General features: G+C 59.0%; 15 protein-coding genes. 5 read left to right on the forward strand and 10 right to left on the reverse strand.

Annotation, left to right across the window (positions count from 1 at the left end):
• Positions 1 to 348: 348 nt before the first annotated feature.
• The 7 genes from AC3WP4_RS14815 to AC3WP4_RS14845 form a co-directional block, all read right to left on the reverse strand.
• Positions 349 to 2,664, reverse strand: coding sequence for an immunoglobulin-like domain-containing protein (locus AC3WP4_RS14815; protein WP_102616519.1), 2,316 nt, complete (start codon positions 2,662 to 2,664; stop codon positions 349 to 351).
• Positions 2,665 to 2,828: 164 nt separating this feature from the next.
• Positions 2,829 to 2,957 (reverse strand): hypothetical protein, encoded by a 129-nt coding sequence (locus AC3WP4_RS14820; protein ID WP_256581226.1) that lies wholly within the window; start codon positions 2,955 to 2,957, stop codon positions 2,829 to 2,831.
• A gap of 210 nt (positions 2,958 to 3,167) precedes the next feature.
• Complete coding sequence (locus AC3WP4_RS14825) at positions 3,168 to 5,834, reverse strand: YncE family protein (protein WP_158242624.1); 2,667 nt, start codon at positions 5,832 to 5,834, stop codon at positions 3,168 to 3,170.
• A gap of 136 nt (positions 5,835 to 5,970) precedes the next feature.
• On the reverse strand, positions 5,971 to 7,911 hold the full coding sequence (gene lapD, locus AC3WP4_RS14830) for a cyclic di-GMP receptor LapD (protein WP_102616517.1): 1,941 nt from the start codon (positions 7,909 to 7,911) through the stop codon (positions 5,971 to 5,973).
• A gap of 22 nt (positions 7,912 to 7,933) precedes the next feature.
• Positions 7,934 to 8,641, reverse strand: a complete 708-nt coding sequence (gene lapG, locus AC3WP4_RS14835) for a cysteine protease LapG (protein ID WP_074874431.1) — start codon at positions 8,639 to 8,641, stop codon at positions 7,934 to 7,936.
• Between the two features lie 200 nt (positions 8,642 to 8,841).
• On the reverse strand, positions 8,842 to 9,237 hold the full coding sequence (locus AC3WP4_RS14840; protein WP_076030128.1) for a YbaN family protein: 396 nt from the start codon (positions 9,235 to 9,237) through the stop codon (positions 8,842 to 8,844).
• Positions 9,238 to 9,247: 10 nt separating this feature from the next.
• A complete protein-coding gene (locus AC3WP4_RS14845; protein ID WP_102616516.1) occupies positions 9,248 to 9,835 on the reverse strand; it encodes a UPF0149 family protein in 588 nt (195 codons plus the stop codon).
• Positions 9,836 to 10,249: 414 nt separating this feature from the next.
• On the opposite strand from AC3WP4_RS14845, the gene recQ reads away from it, so the two are divergent.
• From recQ to AC3WP4_RS14865, 4 genes are all read left to right on the forward strand, one after another.
• Positions 10,250 to 12,376 carry a DNA helicase RecQ gene (gene recQ, locus AC3WP4_RS14850; RefSeq protein ID WP_102616515.1) on the forward strand — a complete coding sequence of 709 codons (2,127 nt, stop codon included), beginning with the start codon at positions 10,250 to 10,252 and terminating at the stop codon, positions 12,374 to 12,376.
• Positions 12,377 to 12,495: 119 nt separating this feature from the next.
• A complete protein-coding gene (locus AC3WP4_RS14855) occupies positions 12,496 to 12,930 on the forward strand; it encodes a MarR family transcriptional regulator (RefSeq protein ID WP_074874439.1) in 435 nt (144 codons plus the stop codon).
• 128 nt (positions 12,931 to 13,058) lie between these two features.
• A complete protein-coding gene (locus AC3WP4_RS14860; protein WP_102616521.1) occupies positions 13,059 to 14,819 on the forward strand; it encodes a type IV pilus assembly protein FimV in 1,761 nt (586 codons plus the stop codon).
• 32 nt (positions 14,820 to 14,851) lie between these two features.
• Positions 14,852 to 15,139, forward strand: coding sequence for an Rdx family protein (locus AC3WP4_RS14865; protein WP_033055915.1), 288 nt, complete (start codon positions 14,852 to 14,854; stop codon positions 15,137 to 15,139).
• Here the strand turns inward: AC3WP4_RS14865 and AC3WP4_RS14870 are convergent.
• Complete coding sequence (locus AC3WP4_RS14870; RefSeq protein ID WP_102616514.1) at positions 15,133 to 16,026, reverse strand: DMT family transporter; 894 nt, start codon at positions 16,024 to 16,026, stop codon at positions 15,133 to 15,135. The two genes, AC3WP4_RS14865 and AC3WP4_RS14870, sit on opposite strands and share 7 nt — an antisense overlap.
• Positions 16,027 to 16,058: 32 nt before the next feature.
• Positions 16,059 to 16,865 (reverse strand): helix-turn-helix transcriptional regulator, encoded by an 807-nt coding sequence (locus AC3WP4_RS14875; protein WP_074874443.1) that lies wholly within the window; start codon positions 16,863 to 16,865, stop codon positions 16,059 to 16,061.
• 128 nt (positions 16,866 to 16,993) lie between these two features.
• Between AC3WP4_RS14875 and AC3WP4_RS14880 the strand changes: the two genes are divergently transcribed.
• Complete coding sequence (locus AC3WP4_RS14880) at positions 16,994 to 17,809, forward strand: UDP-2,3-diacylglucosamine diphosphatase (protein WP_008156147.1); 816 nt, start codon at positions 16,994 to 16,996, stop codon at positions 17,807 to 17,809.
• A 167-nt stretch (positions 17,810 to 17,976) separates the two neighbouring features.
• Here the strand turns inward: AC3WP4_RS14880 and AC3WP4_RS14885 are convergent, their stop codons facing one another.
• Positions 17,977 to 18,567, reverse strand: a complete 591-nt coding sequence (locus tag AC3WP4_RS14885; protein WP_074874445.1) for an HD domain-containing protein — start codon at positions 18,565 to 18,567, stop codon at positions 17,977 to 17,979.

The following is an 18,567-nucleotide window of genomic DNA, read 5'->3' on the forward strand; positions in this document are numbered from 1 at the left end:
GTGGGGTGATTGCAGGGGGGCAGGATACGGCGACGATTATCAACGGGATGTTGAATGATCATTCGTTGAAGGTGGATACGGTGTGACTTGAAGGCTGAAACGACAAAACCCGCGATCCCGGTGATAGGGGGTGGCGGGTTTTTTATTGTTCCTCTGCGCGACGGCTGCGATCTGATGGACGTGATTGGGTGACGGTTGCGGGCGCAGATGGCGTGATAAACAAAAACGGGCGACCTCAGGGGGGCGCCCGTTTTTTTGGGTTGGTTGATACCTGCTGCGCCTTCCTGGCATGAAGCGACAGAGCACGATTAATTAATATCGTGATCTGTCCCCGGATTTCGGTCGGGGTTAATGTCCGTTGAGAAGCTGGAACGTGTATGCAAACCGGGAATAGGGCGGTGCGGCAATGGAACGGTCGGTGGTGGTGGTTGGACTGGTAGCCCATGTTTCAAACAGCCCTCCGTAAGGGGGCGTGACATGGGCTGGATAAAAAGTAGTGTAAATGCTGCCGGCTTCACCGATGGGGGCATAAATTTGGGTGAGGTCCTGGAATTGGGAGGGGAAAAGGAAGGGGACGTAGCCAAGACCGCCAGATTCCGGATTGGCGTAGTTCCATGAAACTGCTGCTGGTCCCGAAAGGGGGGTGGGCGAGCGTATGAGGCGACAGACCCGAGAAGCGGATACTGTGTAGGAGAGACTATCACCGTTGCTGTCTGTGACGGTGATAATGGTGGTTCCGTTGCCTCGTGCTCTCACTTTTCCGTCAGTAGCGCCGACCGTTGCCACTGATGGGTTCTGCGATGTATAGCGATAAGGAGGGGTGCCCGCGGTCGCCTGTCGTGTTTCCGTTGTTCCGGGTGCGTCTTTTTCGGTCCAGCCGAAATCTTGAATGAGCTTGATACCGTTGAGTCCCATGTGGGTTGTGGGTATTTGTATTTTTTGCACCACTCTAAAGGTCCGTGCCAGTGATACGGGCAAGCTGCCATAAGTGGCTTTGGCTGTAATGCTGTGCGCAGCCACTGTCAGGCCGGTGAGGGTGTAGTTCCATTCGCCTGTTGAATCAATGGTGACCGTGTCTTTTATTGTTCCGTTGACCAGGATCTGCACCTGCAAGTTAGCGGTGGCTCTACCGGTCAACTTGACCGTGGTGTCGGCCGTGGTGCCGCCCTGCGGGATCTCTACATTCTTGGAGTTCCTCACATAGGTAATAGTGGGCTCAATCAACGCCACCGCTTTGATGGTATAGGTCCGATCCGGAAACACCGTGGCCGTGGCCAGATTGTTGCTCTTGTCCAGCGAGACCTTGAACTTGATCGTCAGCGTGGTGCCGTGTCCGAGTTGCTTGAGATAGCTGTTGGCCAGCGCGTTGGGCCAGAATCCTTGACTGATCCAGGTGGCGTTGACCTGGGACGGGAGGCCGTTCCACCGGGTCAGGTTGTGCGCCGTGCCGTCCGCCTTCTTGCCTTCCAGACTCAGCCAGCACGGCTGGCCCGCTTCGATCAGCGTGTGGAGCAGAGCGTGAATGGTCGCGTTGTTGCTGCCCAGCGCCATCACATCCAGAAAGTTGTTGGCGTCGGCCTCGACGATTTTTGGCGCGATCAGTGCCGTCGCTGGCAGCGTCAGGATGTTCAACGGCAAAGGCAATGAGGGGGCGGGTTTGCCGTTGCGTTCGACGACGTAAGTGACCGTCACCTGTTTACCCAAGCTGTAGGCCAGCACCGAGCGCGGCACGGCGATTTCCAGACCTGCGCTGACCAGCCGCTGCGGGCTGGTGTAGGAGCCCGCCACCGCTGAGCCGGTCGCGCCTTGCCAGACCACGCTCAGCTTGTCGGTGGGCAGCAGCGAGCCTTGCGGCACCAGCACTCGGACTTCCGGCTGGGTCGGGCTGAAGTTGGTGCCGGTCATGCCCTTGACAGTCGGGGCCGGCAGGTCAAGTCGGTCGAGATGAATGTCCAGTCGCTTCTCCGGGGATTTGACCCGGTTGAGCAACTGGTCGACGACAGCAAATTCAGCTACTGCACTCGCGTTGTCACCCGCCTTCTGGAACGTGTCGGTGAACAGTGTGTGGGTGATTGGCGCCGTGCCGTCGGGGACATCGAACTCGACTAGGGTGTCGCCCAACCCAAACTTGATGCGGTCGTGGTTGCGCCGGTTGGCATAGGTGAACCCGAACTCCACCCCTTGCGCCGCGCGTGCGGCGCTGACGCCGTCCTTGAGTACGTCGGCCGGGATTATCAGATTCAGGTTTTCCGCAGGCCGTAGGTGATACAGCACGAGCAGATCCCGAGAGGGTTCCGAGTTCCCGCTGGGACGAGTGACCATGTAATGCAGCCGATTGACGCCCTGTCTCAAATTCCCGTGTGGCAGGCACAGGCGCTGGCGCAGCGTTTCCTCCCCCGGCTTGACGGTCTGGCCTGCTCCTGGGATGAGGTCGCCGTTGCAATACAAATCCACGTGATCATCGGCCGCCATGATCCAGGAGCGCTGCTGCAGTTCGGTCCAGGGATCGACCAGGCATACAAGGCCCTGTGCCTGGCCGTCGTAAAGGGCTTTGGAAATACCGCCGTCGGCGATGCCGGCCGGTTTCACCGGCGTGACCCAGCCATGGATGATCATGGGATGCAGCACAAACAATTCGTTCAACACCGCGGACTGGATATCCATTACGTTCTCCTTGGAGGTGGCAAGCCCTGAGTCCTCTCGGGACGCGGGCTCATCACACACCAGGCTGGGAAGGTTGGCTACTGTCAGATCTGACAGGTAGGCGTGACTTCCAGACGAACGGTCGAATTCCTCACATCGGCTCCGGCGGCCCAATCAACGGCAAATCAATGCTGTTGGTTGCCCGGTAAATCCACGCGACTGCTGGCGTCACGGTCAATCTGGGCGTGGTCGGTGCGCAGAACACCCCGGGCGCCGGGACCGACTCTGAGGACGATCGAAAACCTGACCGGCATGTTGAATGATCATTCGTTGAAGGTTGATACGGTGTGATCTGAAATGACAAAACCCGCCATTCCTTTGAAAAAGTGGCGGGTTTTTTATTGGCTTTGGCGAAGGCACTTAAGCATTATTAAGGCGTAGGGAAAAATGGTAAATAAATGCGTCCCCTATTCCCTACCACTTTCTCCAAACACCTGGTTCTGGACTTATCTTGGGTTGCTTCTTTAATTCCCGACTACCCAAACATTGTTGTCCGTGTAATTGCAGATATAGACGCGAGTGCTGTCCGAGCTGAAGGCTACACCTGCAGAGTCGCGGCCGACCGGGATGCGACGGACGCTAAAGGTCGTGGTATCGACTATCACAATGGCCTTGCCGTTAAACCACTCACTGGCACAGAGAGACTTGCCATCCGGACTGAGCGCCAATTGCCACGCGCCAAATCCGATTGGGATGTTGTGAATGACTGCATGGGTACGGGCATCGATCACCACGAGCAGGCTGCCGTCTGTCCTGACGGTATAGATGCGAGTGCCGTCCCGGCTGACCACTATGCCGTGCGGATTCGACCCAACCCCGATGTTGCTGATCACGGAGTAAGTACTTGTATCAATCACCGAGACCGTTCCGCCGTCGATGCCCACCATGCCATTGCCATTCGCGTTGGTGGCATAGACACGACTACCGTCCGGGCTGACGGTAACTTCACTTGCATTGTTCTGAAGCACCAAGGTCTGGAGTGTCTCGAAGCGTGCCGTATCGACTACCGCCAGCCTGCCGTTGGGGAAACCGGTAAAAGGATAAGCGCCACCACAAAGATAGGCACGAGAGCCATCCGGGCTTATCGCAACGCCAAATGGAGCAAAACCCGTGAACGAAATATTGCGAATAATATCGAGGCTGGTGGTATCGACTACGGTCAAAACCTGATTAAGAGAATCAACGCCACCCCGGGTGATATAGACGCGGCTGTTATCCGGACTGACTGCAACACCGAACACATTCCTCCCTAGTGCGATAGAGCCCGTCGCTTTGTGAGTGGCGGTATCAACCACCGTGAGTGCGCCATAGTTAGCGGGATGTGAAGTACTGACGACATAGGCTCGGGTGCCGTCGGGACTAATTGCGATGTTGTAAGGGTAGGGGATTCCCGGGATGGTCCCCGCGGATGTCTGTGGCGTGACGGTCGCAACACCCGTCACGGTCTGGTTTCCATACAAAGCAGTCAAGGAATAAGCGCCGGGCACCCTGTGCCCCTTCACCCCGTTTACAGTGATCTTTCCATCTTTGTCGGTGACGAAGCGGCGGCTGCCACCGGCGTTGTCGCTGAAAGTAAAATCTTTTGGCAAGGACAGTTCGACGGCTTCGTCAGGTAGATCCACGCCATTCTTCGCCAGCGCCAGCCTGACGGTAAACCGGCCTGCCGGGGCGAGCGTGTAGGGGTCATTATCAAAGGTCAGGGTCACTACCGGGGCTGAAATCCTGAGCCGCAACTCTGGTGAGGGCGTCAGCGATCCTTTGCGGATCAGAACCCAGCGCAGTCTGAGGTTTCTGCCCTGATGTGCCTTGAGCAACTCGGGGCTTAGCGTGAAGTTGGCGCGCCTGTTCTGGTTCAACTTGACCGTCGCAAACCCCGGTGTGCCTGGAAGTGCATTGAGCGCCTCCAACCGCGCTTCGTCGCCCTCTTGAGCGGTCAGGTGTTCGACTCGCACCTTCACCCCTTCCGGATAAAGAGACGATTCAATCGGGTTCTTGGCCGGAGCCACCAGAAACGGTGCCTTCAGCTCAATCTGTGTATTGCCTGTCACCATGACGGGGGTTGAGTAAGAGCGTCCCAGTTCCCGGCCATCTCTCAATTGCTTGTAGTACACCCATATCTGCCAACCACTTGCGGCGGCAAAGTAACTATTGTCCAGTGACAACTCGGGAAAGTCCGGGACAATTTTCACCTCCTTTGTCGTCACAAAAGTTACGTCCTTGCCCTCCGCGTTCCGGTAGGTGCAGGTCAGTTCCAGTGTGTCGCCTGTGGCCCATGGCGTGCGCACATGTACCTTGGCGATCACCGGTTGACCATTGAGTTCACCCAGGTCGATGGTTTCAGGCCCGTGCTGTGGGCTGAGGATGGGTTTGTCGAACCAGTTGCCTTTGAGGTTCACCCACAGCGGGATACTCTCCGAATACGGTTCTGGGGCAGGACCGTTACCGATCCAGTCCTTGACCGTATAGGAGAAGCGAACTGCCGTCCCTTCGCCAGCGGCAACAAGAGCGGCATGATTTACCAGAATCGGTAGCGGATTCTGGTGAGAAGTTTGCTCAGCTTCTTCGACGCTCACATTGTGTTTGATGACATGGCCGTTGCAATTGAACAGGACCATGTCGAACGCTCTAATCATCGGGTAAAACACGTAAAACCAGACCCCGCGCTGCGCCAGTTCCGGCCCTACGCCGTACTTGGCGGCGTCCTCGACCTGGATCTGTAATTGTGAATTCACACCATCGCCTGGCTGGTCGTCCCGCCCTCCCGGGCCTTCTCGGTGAAACCATGCCGACAGGTCGTCAGAGGTGCCGATATTTTGCGAACCGTTGGTGACGGTGTAGTGGATGAGGTTCTGGCCATCGCGCAAATAGTCCGTCGGGATTTGGAGGTTTGCGGTTTTGTTTTCATCTCCGGGGTTCAGGTAGGTGTGGAAGTCGACCTTCAGCTTGTTTACGTACAAAGTGATGGTTTGGCCCTGCTGGCTACCGGGAAAAGGGTCCACGACAGCGACGTATCCGGAGTCCGTCTTTGCAAGAATCGGGATGCCGCACTGCGCGTTGATCCCTCCGGGCACGGTGATTTCCATGCCCTCAATCCTGACCAGATCCAACTTGAGAATCTCTACAGCTGTCATGACCTCACTCCCTGCCCGAGGCGCCCACGAGTTAGACGCAGGGCGGCGATGAGCGTCATGACACCTGATGTTGGGTGATTTGCCTACTGTCATATCTGACAGGTACATGATGGTTTAAGACGAACGGTCGAACCGCTCACATCGGCTCCGGCGGCCCAATCAACCGTCCCATCACCCCGAACAATCCCAACTCACGGATCACTTCCAACTCCCCCTTGGTCTCGACCATCTCCGCAATCAACGGCAAATCAATGCTGTTGGTCGCCCGGAAAATCGCCTCGATAAACAGCCGTTTATCACTCTGCTCATCAATGTGACGGATGTACGCGCCATCAATTTTCAAGTAAGCCAGACCCAGTTGAGCCAGGTTGCCGATCTGGCCGAAGCTGCCGCCGAAATGCTGCAGACCGATGCGGTAACCGGTGTTGAGCAGGCTGTGGCTCAGGCGTTGCAGTTCTTCCTGAGGTGGCAGTTGGCGTTCGTCGATTTCCAGGATCAGCAGGGGGGCAAGTTCGGGCAGCGATTCGAGCATGTCGAGGATGTGTTGCAACTGCGCTGGATCGCGCAGGGTGCTGCCGGACAAGCTTAACGCCAGGGGCCAACGGTTGATGATGAGGTAGTCGAGGGTGGCTTCGAGCATGGCCAGGTCGAACCGGGCCGACCAGCCGAGCCGCTCGATCCACGGCAGGAAATGCCCGGCGGCAATGGCCTTGCCCTGCGGGTCGAGCAGGCGTGCGAGCACTTTGTGATGCAGCACCTGGCTGGTATCGGCGCATTGCACCACCGGCTGGAAATACAACTGCATTTTGCCTTGGTTCAGGGCGTCGTCGATCCAGGTTTGCCAGTCGTTTTGGGACGGGGTCGGCGCGGTGATGGAATCGGCCAAGTGGACCCACGGGCGCTCGGGATGTTGCCGGGCTTCGGTCAACGCCTGGTCCAGTCGCGTCAGCACGTCACTGGCGGGCTCGCCGGGGTGGTAGGGGGCGATCCCCAAGTGCGCCACCGGCATGGCGTCGCTGGCGCCAGTCAGGCGCAGGTTTTCCAGGGTGGCGCTGACTTCGCTGGCCAGGCGTGCAGCATCGACGCTGTCCAGCCCGGGCGTCAGCAAGCTGAACTCACCGCCGCGATTGCGCGCTGCAAGCCAGGTGCGACGTTCCGGTGGCTCAGTCAGGCGCTTGAGCAATTCGCCGACGGCGCTGATCAGCGCATCGGTGCGCTGGCCGCCCAAGCGCTGGTTGAGACCGGCCAGGTCGTTGATCCGCAGCATCAGCAAATGACCATCGCTGCTCTGCTCGGACACCAGCAATTCGTCGGCCAGCTCTTCATCCAGCAAGCGCCGATTGGCCAGGCCCGTAAGGCTGTCCTGATAGGACTCGACCCGCAGCTTTTCACTGCGTGCGACCTCTTCGGCGAACAGCGCCTTGAGCTTCTCGACCATCTGGTTCATGGCCAATACCACGCGTTTCAACTCCGGTGTGCGCGGCAGTTTCGGCAGACTGATGAACTCGCGTTTGCTGATGGCTTCGGCCTGCCTGACCATGGTATCGAGTGGCCGAAATTGTCGGCGCAGCAACCAGCCACCAAACACGGCACTGAGCAGGCCGCACACCAGCAACCAGATCAGGCTGCCGAGGGTGCTGTCCCAGAGTTTGGCCAGGGCGAACTGCGGATTGCTCAGCACTTCGACCCGTGCCGCCTGGACCCAGCCGCGCATGATCAGCGCTTCGCCACCGGGTGGGTGCAGGTCGACCAGGTTCACAAACCAGGCGGGAACGCCTTCGATTTGCCCCGGCACAGTGCGCTCTACCAGTACCTGAGAATTCTCGATGTTGATGATTCGAATACTGCTGAAATAACCGCTGTCGAAAATCGAGCTGACCATTAATTCGATCATCGCCGGGTCATCGATCTGCGCTGTCAACGACAAACCCAACGCGGTGGCGGCGTCCTGAGCGTGGGAGCGCAACTGGCCGATCATCTGCTCGCGAGAGCTTTCCAGGCTGACAAAAAAACTGCCGCTGAACGCCACCAGCAAGAACAGGCAGATAGCGAGAAACAACTGTTTACGCAGTGACATGAATCGCTCCTTGCTCAGGTGGCTAGCCGTCGCCCACGGCGAACCCTTCGGCCTGCATCTTTTTCAGTACGTCCTGCCAGCGCGACAGTTTTTTCGAGTCGCTGCTGCGTTTGCCGCCATTGGCTCCCGGCAAGTACAGGCCTTCTGCGTTGAAGGCGTACACCGGCAGCAAGTCTTTGCGTTGGGAAGCGGGGCGGACATCGCCGATCAAGTTATCCAGCACCAGCGGATCGGCCGTGGGGCTGTTGTAGAACGTCAGCACCATGTGTGCCTGGTTCTGGGACAGGGCTTTGACGTAGGTGATGCGCAGCTTTTCGCTGGGAATTCCCAGGTGGCGCAGGCTGAAATATTTCGCCAGTGCATAGTCCTCGCAATCAGCGGCACCTTTGATCAGGGATTCGACGGGCGTAGCCCAGTAATCGGTCTGATGCCAGATGCGGGTGTCGTCCAGAAAGCTCAGTTGCTGATTGAAGAAGCGATTGACCGCGTTCAACTGCTCGCGCTCGGAGCCGTTGGCTTCGCTACTGAGCATTTGACTCCAGGCCTCGATCCTTCCGCGTCCCGGGCCGAGGGTGCCGTAGCGATCTTCGGCGGTTTGCAGAATCTGCGTAAAACTCCAGTTGGCCCCGACACTGACCAGGCTGGTCGAAAGGAAAGTGATCAGCAACAGCCATCCGCCGAGCCGAAGTCGGAGCGTTGACCATCCTGGGCTACGCGGACTGCGGGACATGTCTGGCCGCTCGGGTGCAGATGTCTGAAGTCTAGGCGGTGTTTTTTGAAAGGTAGGGTTGATCGTCGGGTCAGTTCGCGGACTGATCGTTCCCACGCTCCGCGTGGGAATGCATCCAGTGACGCTCTGCGTCACAGAGTCGAAGGGACGCGGAGCGTCCCGGGCGGCATTCCCACGCGGAGCGTAGGAACGATCAGGGCTCAGGGTTTGCGCAGGGTTTTCTGTTTGAGGATGTAAAGGGTCACCAGCACGGCGCTGGTCAGCATGAACCCACGCGCCCACGGCAGTGGCACCAGATAGCAGGAAAGCAGGATGCTCGCCCACATCAGGCCGATGGCGTAGACCTTGCCTTTGAGCGGGATGCCGTTGCCGCTCAGGTAATCGCGAACCCACGGCCCAAGCCGTGGATGTTCAATCAGCCAATGATAAAAGCGCGGCGAACTGCGGGCGAAGCAGGCAGCCGCCAGCAGCAGGAAGGGCGTGGTGGGCAATACCGGCAGGAAAATCCCGATCACCCCCAGCGCTACGCTTAGCCAGCCGATGGCCAGCAGCACGTAACGCAACATCAGGGAGCGGTTGCCTATGGGGTTGTCCATAGGCAAAACCTTAGTGGTGACGAGGCTTTAGGATCGCCGGTTTTTCGTCTGGCGCCTGGCACAGCAGGTACAGCGCGGTCAGGGCTTCCGGGATCTGCACGATCATGTCGTCCATCAGGTTGGGGTCTTTGGCGATGTCTTCGAACTCAGGCTGTTCGTCGAACAGACCCGAACCGACCATGATCGGCAGAAGCATTTCGCTGACTTCGTCTTCGGCGGTTTCGAACCAGGCCGCTTCGCGCAGGAACACGCCTTCCATGAAACCGATGCACCAGCCGCGCAGGTCGGAATCATCCGGCTCTTCGCCCAGGTCCAGGTCGCAGGGCAGCTCGAACTCTTCATCGGATGCCAGTTGGCGAGCGATGTGAGCCTTGAGGGCCAACAGGGTGGATTCGATCGCTTCACGCTCGGTATCGTCGGCGTAATGCGGCTCTTCGGCGAAGAGGGCGTCGATCCATTCACGGTCGGGAACGGGTTCGGAACAGATCGACAGCGCAGTGAGGTAGCCGTGGGCGGCCACGTAGTCCAGCGCCTCGTCATGCAGTTCGTCGGCGTCGAGGAAGACTTGCAGGCGGGTTAGTTGCTCAGCGAAGGACATTAAAGGGCTACCTTGGGAATTTAAACAGATGCGGGAATTCTAGGCCTTCTTGAGCGCTGGGGCCAGCCGCGCGGCATTTTTGCACCCATGCAGGAGTATGGAATGCCGCAATCCCTGTGGGAGCGAGCCTGCTCGCGATGGCGGCAACCCAATCAACATTGATATTGAATGTAACGCCGCCATCGCGAGCAGGCTCACTCCCACAGGTTGCACGCGGTGTTCGTCCTTGTGTGTCCTATCAGCGGCACCCTTTGCCGGACATCGCTCGGGTATACTCCCGCGTTTTGTGATGCCCTGCCGGCGTCGCGGCTGAAATGTGAAGCGTCATGCAATGCGCACTTACGATTTGTCAGTGCAGCCTTGGTGGTTCTGAACCAGCCTTGCAGGGATGTTTTTGTGATTTTTGGAGTTTCTATGCTCGAACAGGCTCAACGCGTCCTCAAGGACATCTTCGGCTACGACAGTTTCCGTGGCCGTCAGGGTGCAATCATTGAGCGCGTGGCCAGTGGCGGCGACGCCCTGGTGCTGATGCCTACCGGTGGCGGCAAGTCCTTGTGCTTTCAGGTGCCGGCGCTGTTGCGCGAAGGCTTGGCGGTGGTGGTGTCGCCGCTGATCGCCCTGATGGACGACCAGGTCGCTACCCTCGAAGAGCTGGGCGTCGCGGCGGCGGCATTGAACTCCACGCTCAGCGCTGAACAGCAGCGCGACCTGGCGGCACGGATCAAGCGCGGTGAAGTGAAAATGCTTTATCTCGCGCCCGAGCGTCTGGTTCAGCCACGGATGCTGGCGTTCCTGCAAAGTCTTGAAATTTCCCTGTTCGCCATCGACGAAGCCCACTGCGTGTCCCAATGGGGTCACGACTTCCGCCGCGAATACCTGCAACTGGGCCAGTTGGCGGAATTGTTCCCCAACGTCCCGCGTATCGCCCTGACCGCGACAGCCGACAAGCGAACCCGGGAAGAAATCGTCGACCGCCTTCATCTTCAGGATGCCGAGCGTTTCCTGTCGAGTTTCGACCGCCCCAACATCTTCTATCGCATCGTGCCCAAGGAGCAGCCGCGCAAGCAGTTGCTGGCGTTCCTCGCCGAGCGGCGCAGCGATGCCGGAATCGTCTATTGCCTGTCGCGCAAAAAGGTTGATGAGGTAGCGGTGTTCCTCAGCGAGCAAGGTTTCCCGGCGCTGCCTTACCATGCCGGTCTGCCTAATGACACGCGGGCCCATCACCAGAAGCGCTTCCTCAATGAGGAAGGCCTGATCATGGTGGCCACCGTGGCGTTCGGCATGGGCATCGACAAGCCCAACGTGCGCTTTGTCGCTCACCTCGATTTGCCAAAATCCCTAGAGGCCTACTACCAGGAAACCGGTCGCGGCGGCCGTGACGGTCTGCCGGCGGATGCCTGGATGGCCTACGGCCTGCAAGACGTGGTGATGCTCAAGCAGATGTTGCAGAACTCCGAAGGTGACGAGCGCCACAAGCGTCTGGAGCAGCACAAGCTCGACGCCATGCTCTCGCTCTGCGAAGAAACCCGCTGCCGTCGCCAGACGTTGCTGGCCTATTTTGACGAAGACATGCCCGAACCCTGCGGCCATTGCGACAACTGCGTCGATGGCGTGCAGACCTGGGACGCCACCGAGCCGGCCCGTCAGGCGCTGTCGGCGATCTACCGCACCGGCCAGCGCTATGGCGTCGGCCATCTGGTTGACGTGTTGCTGGGCAAGGACAATGAAAAAATTCGCAGCTTCGGTCATCAGCATTTGTCGGTATACGGTGTAGGCAAAGCGATGGGGGAGAGCGAATGGCGCTCCTTGTTCCGACAACTTGTTGCCCGTGGTCTGGCGGACATCGACCTGGAAGGCTACGGCGGCCTGCGCCTGAGCGACAGCTGTCGACCGCTGCTCAAGGGCGAAGTGACCCTGGAGCTGCGTCGCGACCTGAAGCCGCAAACCACGGCCAAAAGCAGCAAGAGCCAGGCGAGCCAACTGGTTCGCGGCGAAGAGCGCGAACAGTGGGAAGCCTTGCGCGCCCTGCGTCGAAAACTCGCCGAAGAGCATGGCGTGCCGCCGTACGTCATCTTCCCCGACTCGACACTGTTGGAAATGCTCCGCAGCCAACCGACCTCGCTGGCGGAAATGGCCACGGTCAGTGGCGTTGGCGCGCGCAAGCTGGAGCGCTACGGCGAGGCCTTCCTCGAAGTGCTCGGCGGGCAAGTCGAGGCACCGAAAGTGGTGGCCGACCTGCGCCACGAACTGATCACCCTGGCCCGAGCCGGTATGACCCCGTTGCAGATCGCCGGTCAGCTGCAATGCTCGGAAAAGAACGTCTACACCCTGCTCGCCGAAGCGATTGGCAAGCAGCAGTTGTCGCTGGAGCAAGCGCTGGATCTGCCTGAAGAGTTGATGGGCGAAATCCAGGATGCGTTCCTCGACGGCGAAGGCGAATTGCCGCCTGTGTCGGAGATTGCCGCACTGTTCGCCGGGAGAGTACCGGAAGGCGTTTTGTACTGTGTTCGGGCGGCGCTGCAATCCGAATTCGAGATTTAGGTGATCTGCCACATAGATGTAACGATTCAGTACAGGGCAAGCCTTGCCTATGGCCAAGGGTCATGCTTAGCTGACTAATAATTAGTTTTTCTTTATTTCAGTCTAATCATGAGTGTTTTATGCCGTTAACCGAACAACACCGCTTTGGCATGCAACTGGCCCAGATGTCGCGTGGCTGGCGTGCCGAACTGGACCGCCGCCTGGCTGGCCTGGGTCTGTCCCAGGCGCGCTGGCTGGTGCTGCTGCACCTGGCGCGTTTTGATGATGCGCCGACTCAACGTGAACTGGCGCAGAGCGTCGGGGTTGAGGGGCCGACCCTGGCTCGTCTGCTCGACAGCCTCGAAAGCCAGGGGCTGGTGCAACGTCAATCGGTGCTGGAAGACCGTCGGGCAAAAAAAATCGTCCTCTGTGCCCCGGCTCTTCCCTTGATCGAACAAATTGAAACCATTGCCACCCAACTGCGCCACGAATTGTTCGATGGCGTCGATGAGGCAGACTTGAAGGTCTGCATGCGGGTCCACGGGCACATTCTGGCCAACCTGGAAAAATCTTGAGGCATAAACGCCCCCAGGACTTTTGAGATACCCCGTTGGGCAGACTATAAAGAACTACTTGGCAATATCGTGTTCGTACCGGATGTGCGAACGCGTACAAGATGGTTCTGGTTATCTAAGGGATGCTCATGCTCGATAGTTGGCACGTGGCTTTACGGTGTTGCGCCAGGCTGTTTCTGGTCGGTGGCGCTGTCACTTACTCGGCATTGGCGCCCGCGTTGGGCTTGGGTGAAATCACCCTGCATTCGGCGTTGAATCAGCCGTTGCGCGCCGACATCGCACTGGAAGATGCCGCAGGTCTGGCGGAGGGCGAGTTCTCGGTCAGCCTGGCGACAGCGGATGAATTCAGTCGCGCCGGCATCGATCGGGTGTTCTTCCTCAATAATCTGAAATTCACGCCGATCCTGCGCGGCAACCGCAGCCTGATCCGGGTGAGCTCCAGCAAACCGGTCAATGAGCCTTTCCTGAATTTCCTGGTGCAGCTCAATCAACCCAATGGGCGGGTGCTGCGCGAATACACGGTGCTGATCGATCCGCCGGGTACGCCGGGGATTGTCCCCGTGACTGACGAACCGGTTACCGACGTTCAGTCCTCCGGATTCCCGACAGTTGCGCCGGCCGCTGAGAAGCCACCTGCGACAAAAAGCAAAAAGTCACCACCGCCTCCTGTCGCCGCGCCGATGAGTGATCCCGTCGCCGAACAACTGGCCGCCAGCGTGCTGCAAAATCAGCAGCTGCAAGCAAGCATCGATGAACTGACTGCGAAGCTTCAGGCCCAGGAAGAGCTGGTCGCCGGTCAGAAAAAGCAGGTGACGGAACTGCAAACCCAATTGGCGGAAATCACCACCGCAGCGGCGGAGCCGGTTGCTCCCGCCGTTGTGGCTCCCGCGCCGGCCATTGTTGAAGAGCCTGAGGCGACTAACTGGGGGCTGATTGTCGGGTTGCTGGCGGTGGCGGTTCTGGTGTTGCTGGGGGTGTTCGTTCGGCGTCAACGACAACAGGTTCAGGCATTGCCTGACGCCCTGCCTGTTTTACCTTCACGGCATGAACCGGTGCTTGATCGCACTGCAGGACTGGTTGCCCAATCGTCAACGGTGCAGCCCGTAACTGAATCGGGCGAAGAGTCGCCCGCAGGCGATGTGCTTGAAGGGGTCGAAATCTACCTGGCCTATGGCCGTTTTTCCGAAGCAGCCGGTTTGTTGCGTGAGGCGCTGATCAAGGAGCCGCAACGCACGGACCTTGCCGTTCAGCTGTTGGAAGTCTTGGGTAAACAGGGTGACGCACCCGCCTATGAAGCACAGGAAAACAACCTGCGTGACGCCGGATACGACCTGCAAGAACTTCAGACTATTCGCGCCCGACACCCGAAATTGAGCAGTGCGGCACCGTTGGCCGTTGCAGCGTCAATGACTCCCCCCAAGGCTGCGATTGCCGAAGCAACACCCAACGATGAGTTCCAGTTGAACCTGGATGACCTGTCAATGGATTCGAGCTGGGACCTGATCAGCCCTTTTGAGCACTCGCCGTCCGCCGCCGCCCCGGTCGAGCCGCCTTTTGTCTCGAACCTGCACGTCTTGCCCGAGGTGTTTGAAATGCCCGACGAGCCGATACTGGACGAGCCCGAACTTGAATGGGTCGCCGAGCCTGACTCGCAGTCTCTGGATGACGCCTTTCTCAACGAGTTCAGCGATCCCGGCCAGTCGCTGGAACTGGAACCTCTGAATCTGGAGCCGGCTGAACCGAGCAGCGCCGACAAACTCGAACAAGCCCAGACCTGCATTGATGACGGCGATGTGAACAGCGCCATCGAACTGCTCAACGAGTTGCTCGAGGAAGGCAACGAGCCGCTTAAGCAGACAGCCCGGAACCTGCTCGCCGGGCTATCATAGCGGCGCCCTCTGGCTCAGGAGTTTCGCCGATCATGACTGCACGCAAACCGGAAATCATCATCACCTATTGCACGCAATGCCAGTGGCTGTTGCGTGCTGCCTGGCTGGCCCAGGAACTGCTCAGCACGTTTGGCGACGACCTCGGCAAAGTGTCGCTGGTGCCCGGCACCGGTGGGGTGTTTCACATTTTCTGTGACGACGTGCAGATCTGGGAGCGCAAGGCTGACGGCGGTTTCCCGGAAGCCAAAGTGCTGAAGCAGCGGGTCCGCGATCAAATTGATCCGGACCGCGACCTGGGGCACAACGATCGCACTCAGTGAGAAGCGACTTCTGCCGCAACAGTCTTCTTGCTTGACGCGCCCGAGAGGCGGCTGGAGACCACGATCGCCACGATGATCAATGCGCCACCGATCAACATGCGTAGCGTCGGATTTTCATCAAACAGCAGCCAGGCCATGGTGATGCCGTAAACCGGCTCCAGGGCGAAAACCACGGCGGCGGTCCGCGCCTTGATCACTGCCAGACTGGCGACGAAAAGACTGTGAGCGACGCCAGTGCAGAACACCCCGAGCAAACCGATCCACAACCAGTCTATGGTGCGTACTTCGCCTAACTGCGGTGCCGCCAACGGCAACAGGCACAACGCGACCACCACGTTCTGACACAACGCAGCCTGCACCGCCGGGATTCGCCCGGAGCTGGCGCGGTTGGTTAGCGATAGCAGAGAGAACAGCAAACCTGAGCCCACCGCCCACAGCAGACCCATTGTGGCGCCGCTGGCCAGATCGAAATCAGGGGTGACCAATACCAGCCCGATACTGACCAGCACCACCAGCAGGATTTCGTTGGCGCGAATTCGCTCGCGGAAGATCAGTCCTTCAAGGATTACGGTAAACGCCGGGAAGCTGGCGAACCCCAAGGTCGCGATCGCCACGCCTGCGACTTTTACCGCAATGAAAAAACTTACCCAATGCCCGGCCAGCAGTAAGCCGCTGAGCAACAGTCGGCGCCAGTCCACTGCCTCGAGTTTCTGCCAGCGAGTCGCACTGGCGAATCGTGCAAAAACGGCTAATGCCAGCACGGCGAACGCGGCACGCCCGAAAACGATGACGGCGGGAGAGGCGGCAGCCAGTTTGCCGAAGACACCGGTCAGGCCGAACATCAATGCGCCAATATGCAAAGCGCCGAGGGCGGTACGGGGAGTCATTGCAATCCTTGAAAAACGTATAAAACCAGGCCCTACATTGAACCGCGCAACGTCCCGTTGTGTCTGTCGCCAGACTCGCGTCCTTTGTCGCCAACCTCGCGCCGCAATTTTCCAGGCGATGCCCCAAACTCCCGCAACACCGCCGCCGCGAAGGCGCTCTGGGAACTGTAACCGACCCGACTGGCAATCTCGCCGATCGGCAGCGCCGAATCCCGCAACAAGCCCACGGCCATGTGCAAACGTCGACTGCGGATGTAATCCATCGGCGTCTGCCCGCATTCCGTAACGAACCGTGCATGCAGGCGAGCGCTGGACAGACCGGCGATACGCGCCAGGTCGGCGACTTGAAGTGGGTAGGCTGCGTACTGATCGATGTGCGCATTCAGCGCCGCATAAGGCAGTCGCCGACCGCCGATGATCTCTGGCCTGGCGTTGTTGAGGCTGGCCAGCAACAACACCGCGCCTTGTTGCGCGATCAGTGGATCGTTGACCTGACTGCCCGCCAACCAACTGACCAATTGGCTTTGCCCTGCATCCAGCGGCAAGCGACCGGCGTGGTCGAGCAAGCGACGGCTGGCCTCGGCGTGATCACCCAGGGACTGAACAACCCATTGGTCATTGGGCACATCCAGCACCAGGCAACGGCTGCCATTGGCACTACCGCAGGCGTGATGGAAACCGGACGGCACTACCACGAAACTCTGCTGGACCACCTGACTGCCACGTCCGTCGACCTCGAAATCCAGCGCACCCGACAACCCGAACACCAGTTGCGCGTGGTCGTGACTGTGGACGATCAGGTCGTGGGTGTATTGGCGAAGCGTGAGGATCGGTCTCATCGCGGGTCTCTTGGTCAAGGTGCGGCCAGTCTACACCGGCCGGGTGCTGTCACAGGACTGACTCGCCACTGTCATAGGCAGTTAACCCGTGCGGCGCAAGCTTGCAAAAACTATCCAGAGGGTTGCCCATGACCAGCGCCGAGCTCGCCAAACCCAGTCGTAAGCAACGTGTGCGAACCTTGTGGATTTCCGATGTGCATCTGGGCACCCGGGATTGCCAGGCCGAACACCTGTCGCAGTTTCTCAAGGGCTATCACGCGGACAAGATCTACCTGGTCGGCGACATCATCGATGGCTGGAAGCTGCGCGGCGGCATGTACTGGCCTCAGGCGCATACGAATGTGATCCGCCGCTTGCTGACCATGAGCAAGCGTGGCACCGAAGTAATCTACGTCACCGGCAACCACGACGAATTCCTGCGCCGCTATTCGAAGCTGATTCTGGGCAATATCCAACTGGTGGATGAAGCCGTGCACGTGACCGCCGATGGTCGCCATCTCCTGGTCATTCATGGCGACCAGTTTGACGTGATCACGAGGTATCACCGCTGGCTGGCCTTTCTCGGCGATTCGGCCTACGAATTCACCCTGACCCTCAACCGCTGGCTCAACCATTGGCGCGCACGCTATGGCTACGGTTACTGGTCGCTGTCGGCGTATCTCAAGCACAAGGTCAAAACCGCGGTCAGCTTCATCAGCGATTTCGAAGAAGCCATCGCTCACGAGTGCGTCAAGCGCGAGTTGCACGGCGTGGTGTGCGGGCACATCCACCATGCCGAGATACGCAAGGTCGGCGGGGTGGATTACCTCAATTGCGGGGATTGGGTGGAGTCTTGCACCGCGCTGATCGAGCATTGGGATGGCTCGATCGAGTTGTATCGATTGGCGGATGCGCAGGCGCGGGAGGCCGAGTTGAAGGCCATCAAAATCGCTGAACCGGCGTAAACCAGAGGTTTAGCCTTTGTGGCGAGGGGGCTTGCCCCCGTTGGGGCGCGAAGCGACCCCAAAACCATTCATCCCGGTTGTATCGGGTAGACCGTATTTGTCGGTTTTTACGACTGCTGCGCAGCCGAACGGGGGCAAGCCCCCTCGCCACAGTTCCCTTACATTCTTCAGGCCGACGAATGTTCTTCCATCGCCGCCTTGTAAATCGAGTGCTTGGGCTGCGCAAACAACCGTTCCATCATCGGTTCAAAGAAGCTCAGCGGCAGCGTGTCATACGCCGGATCAAACGCCGCTGCGTCGTATTTGGCGCAAAACTCAATGGTCGCCTGATACTGCGGATGCCCGCTGAATTGCTCGCGCAGATGCCGATCCATCCCTAGATGATGGAAGAAGTAATACCCCTGGAAAATGCCGTGCTTCTCGACCATCCACAGGTTCTCGGCGCTGACGAACGGCTTGAGGATTGCCGCAGCGATGTCCGGGTGGTTGTAGGAACCCAAGGTGTCGCCGATGTCGTGAAGCAGCGCACAGACCACGTATTCTTCATCGCGGCCATCGCGCCAGGCACGGCTGGCGGTTTGCAGGGAATGGGTCAGACGATCCACCGGGAAGCCGCCGAAATCACCTGCCAGTAATTTCAGGTGCGCCACAATCCGTGTCGGCAATTGCCTCGCATAGGCACTGAAATCTGCGGCGATGATCGCCCAGTCTTCCTGCGTGCCGTCCTGCATGTGGGTGAAACGGGCATTGGCATTCAT

The sequence above is a fragment of the Pseudomonas sp. FW305-20 genome (genome assembly GCF_058788075.1).

Coding starts and splice junctions, on each gene's coding strand:
- AC3WP4_RS14825 (WP_158242624.1), bottom strand. CDS start 5,834: ATGACAGCTGTAGAGATTCTCAAGTTGGATCTGGTCAGGATTGAGGGC.
- AC3WP4_RS14860 (WP_102616521.1), top strand. CDS start 13,059: ATGCTCGATAGTTGGCACGTGGCTTTACGGTGTTGCGCCAGGCTGTTT.
- AC3WP4_RS14815 (WP_102616519.1), bottom strand. CDS start 2,664: ATGGATATCCAGTCCGCGGTGTTGAACGAATTGTTTGTGCTGCATCCC.
- AC3WP4_RS14845 (WP_102616516.1), bottom strand. CDS start 9,835: ATGTCCTTCGCTGAGCAACTAACCCGCCTGCAAGTCTTCCTCGACGCC.
- AC3WP4_RS14880 (WP_008156147.1), top strand. CDS start 16,994: ATGACCAGCGCCGAGCTCGCCAAACCCAGTCGTAAGCAACGTGTGCGA.
- AC3WP4_RS14820 (WP_256581226.1), bottom strand. CDS start 2,957: ATGCCGGTCAGGTTTTCGATCGTCCTCAGAGTCGGTCCCGGCGCCCGG.
- AC3WP4_RS14870 (WP_102616514.1), bottom strand. CDS start 16,026: ATGACTCCCCGTACCGCCCTCGGCGCTTTGCATATTGGCGCATTGATG.
- AC3WP4_RS14840 (WP_076030128.1), bottom strand. CDS start 9,237: ATGGACAACCCCATAGGCAACCGCTCCCTGATGTTGCGTTACGTGCTG.
- AC3WP4_RS14865 (WP_033055915.1), top strand. CDS start 14,852: ATGACTGCACGCAAACCGGAAATCATCATCACCTATTGCACGCAATGC.
- AC3WP4_RS14855 (WP_074874439.1), top strand. CDS start 12,496: ATGCCGTTAACCGAACAACACCGCTTTGGCATGCAACTGGCCCAGATG.
- AC3WP4_RS14875 (WP_074874443.1), bottom strand. CDS start 16,865: ATGAGACCGATCCTCACGCTTCGCCAATACACCCACGACCTGATCGTC.
- lapD (WP_102616517.1), bottom strand. CDS start 7,911: ATGTCACTGCGTAAACAGTTGTTTCTCGCTATCTGCCTGTTCTTGCTG.
- recQ (WP_102616515.1), top strand. CDS start 10,250: ATGCTCGAACAGGCTCAACGCGTCCTCAAGGACATCTTCGGCTACGAC.
- AC3WP4_RS14885 (WP_074874445.1), bottom strand. CDS start 18,567: ATGAATGCCAATGCCCGTTTCACCCACATGCAGGACGGCACGCAGGAA.
- lapG (WP_074874431.1), bottom strand. CDS start 8,641: ATGTCCCGCAGTCCGCGTAGCCCAGGATGGTCAACGCTCCGACTTCGG.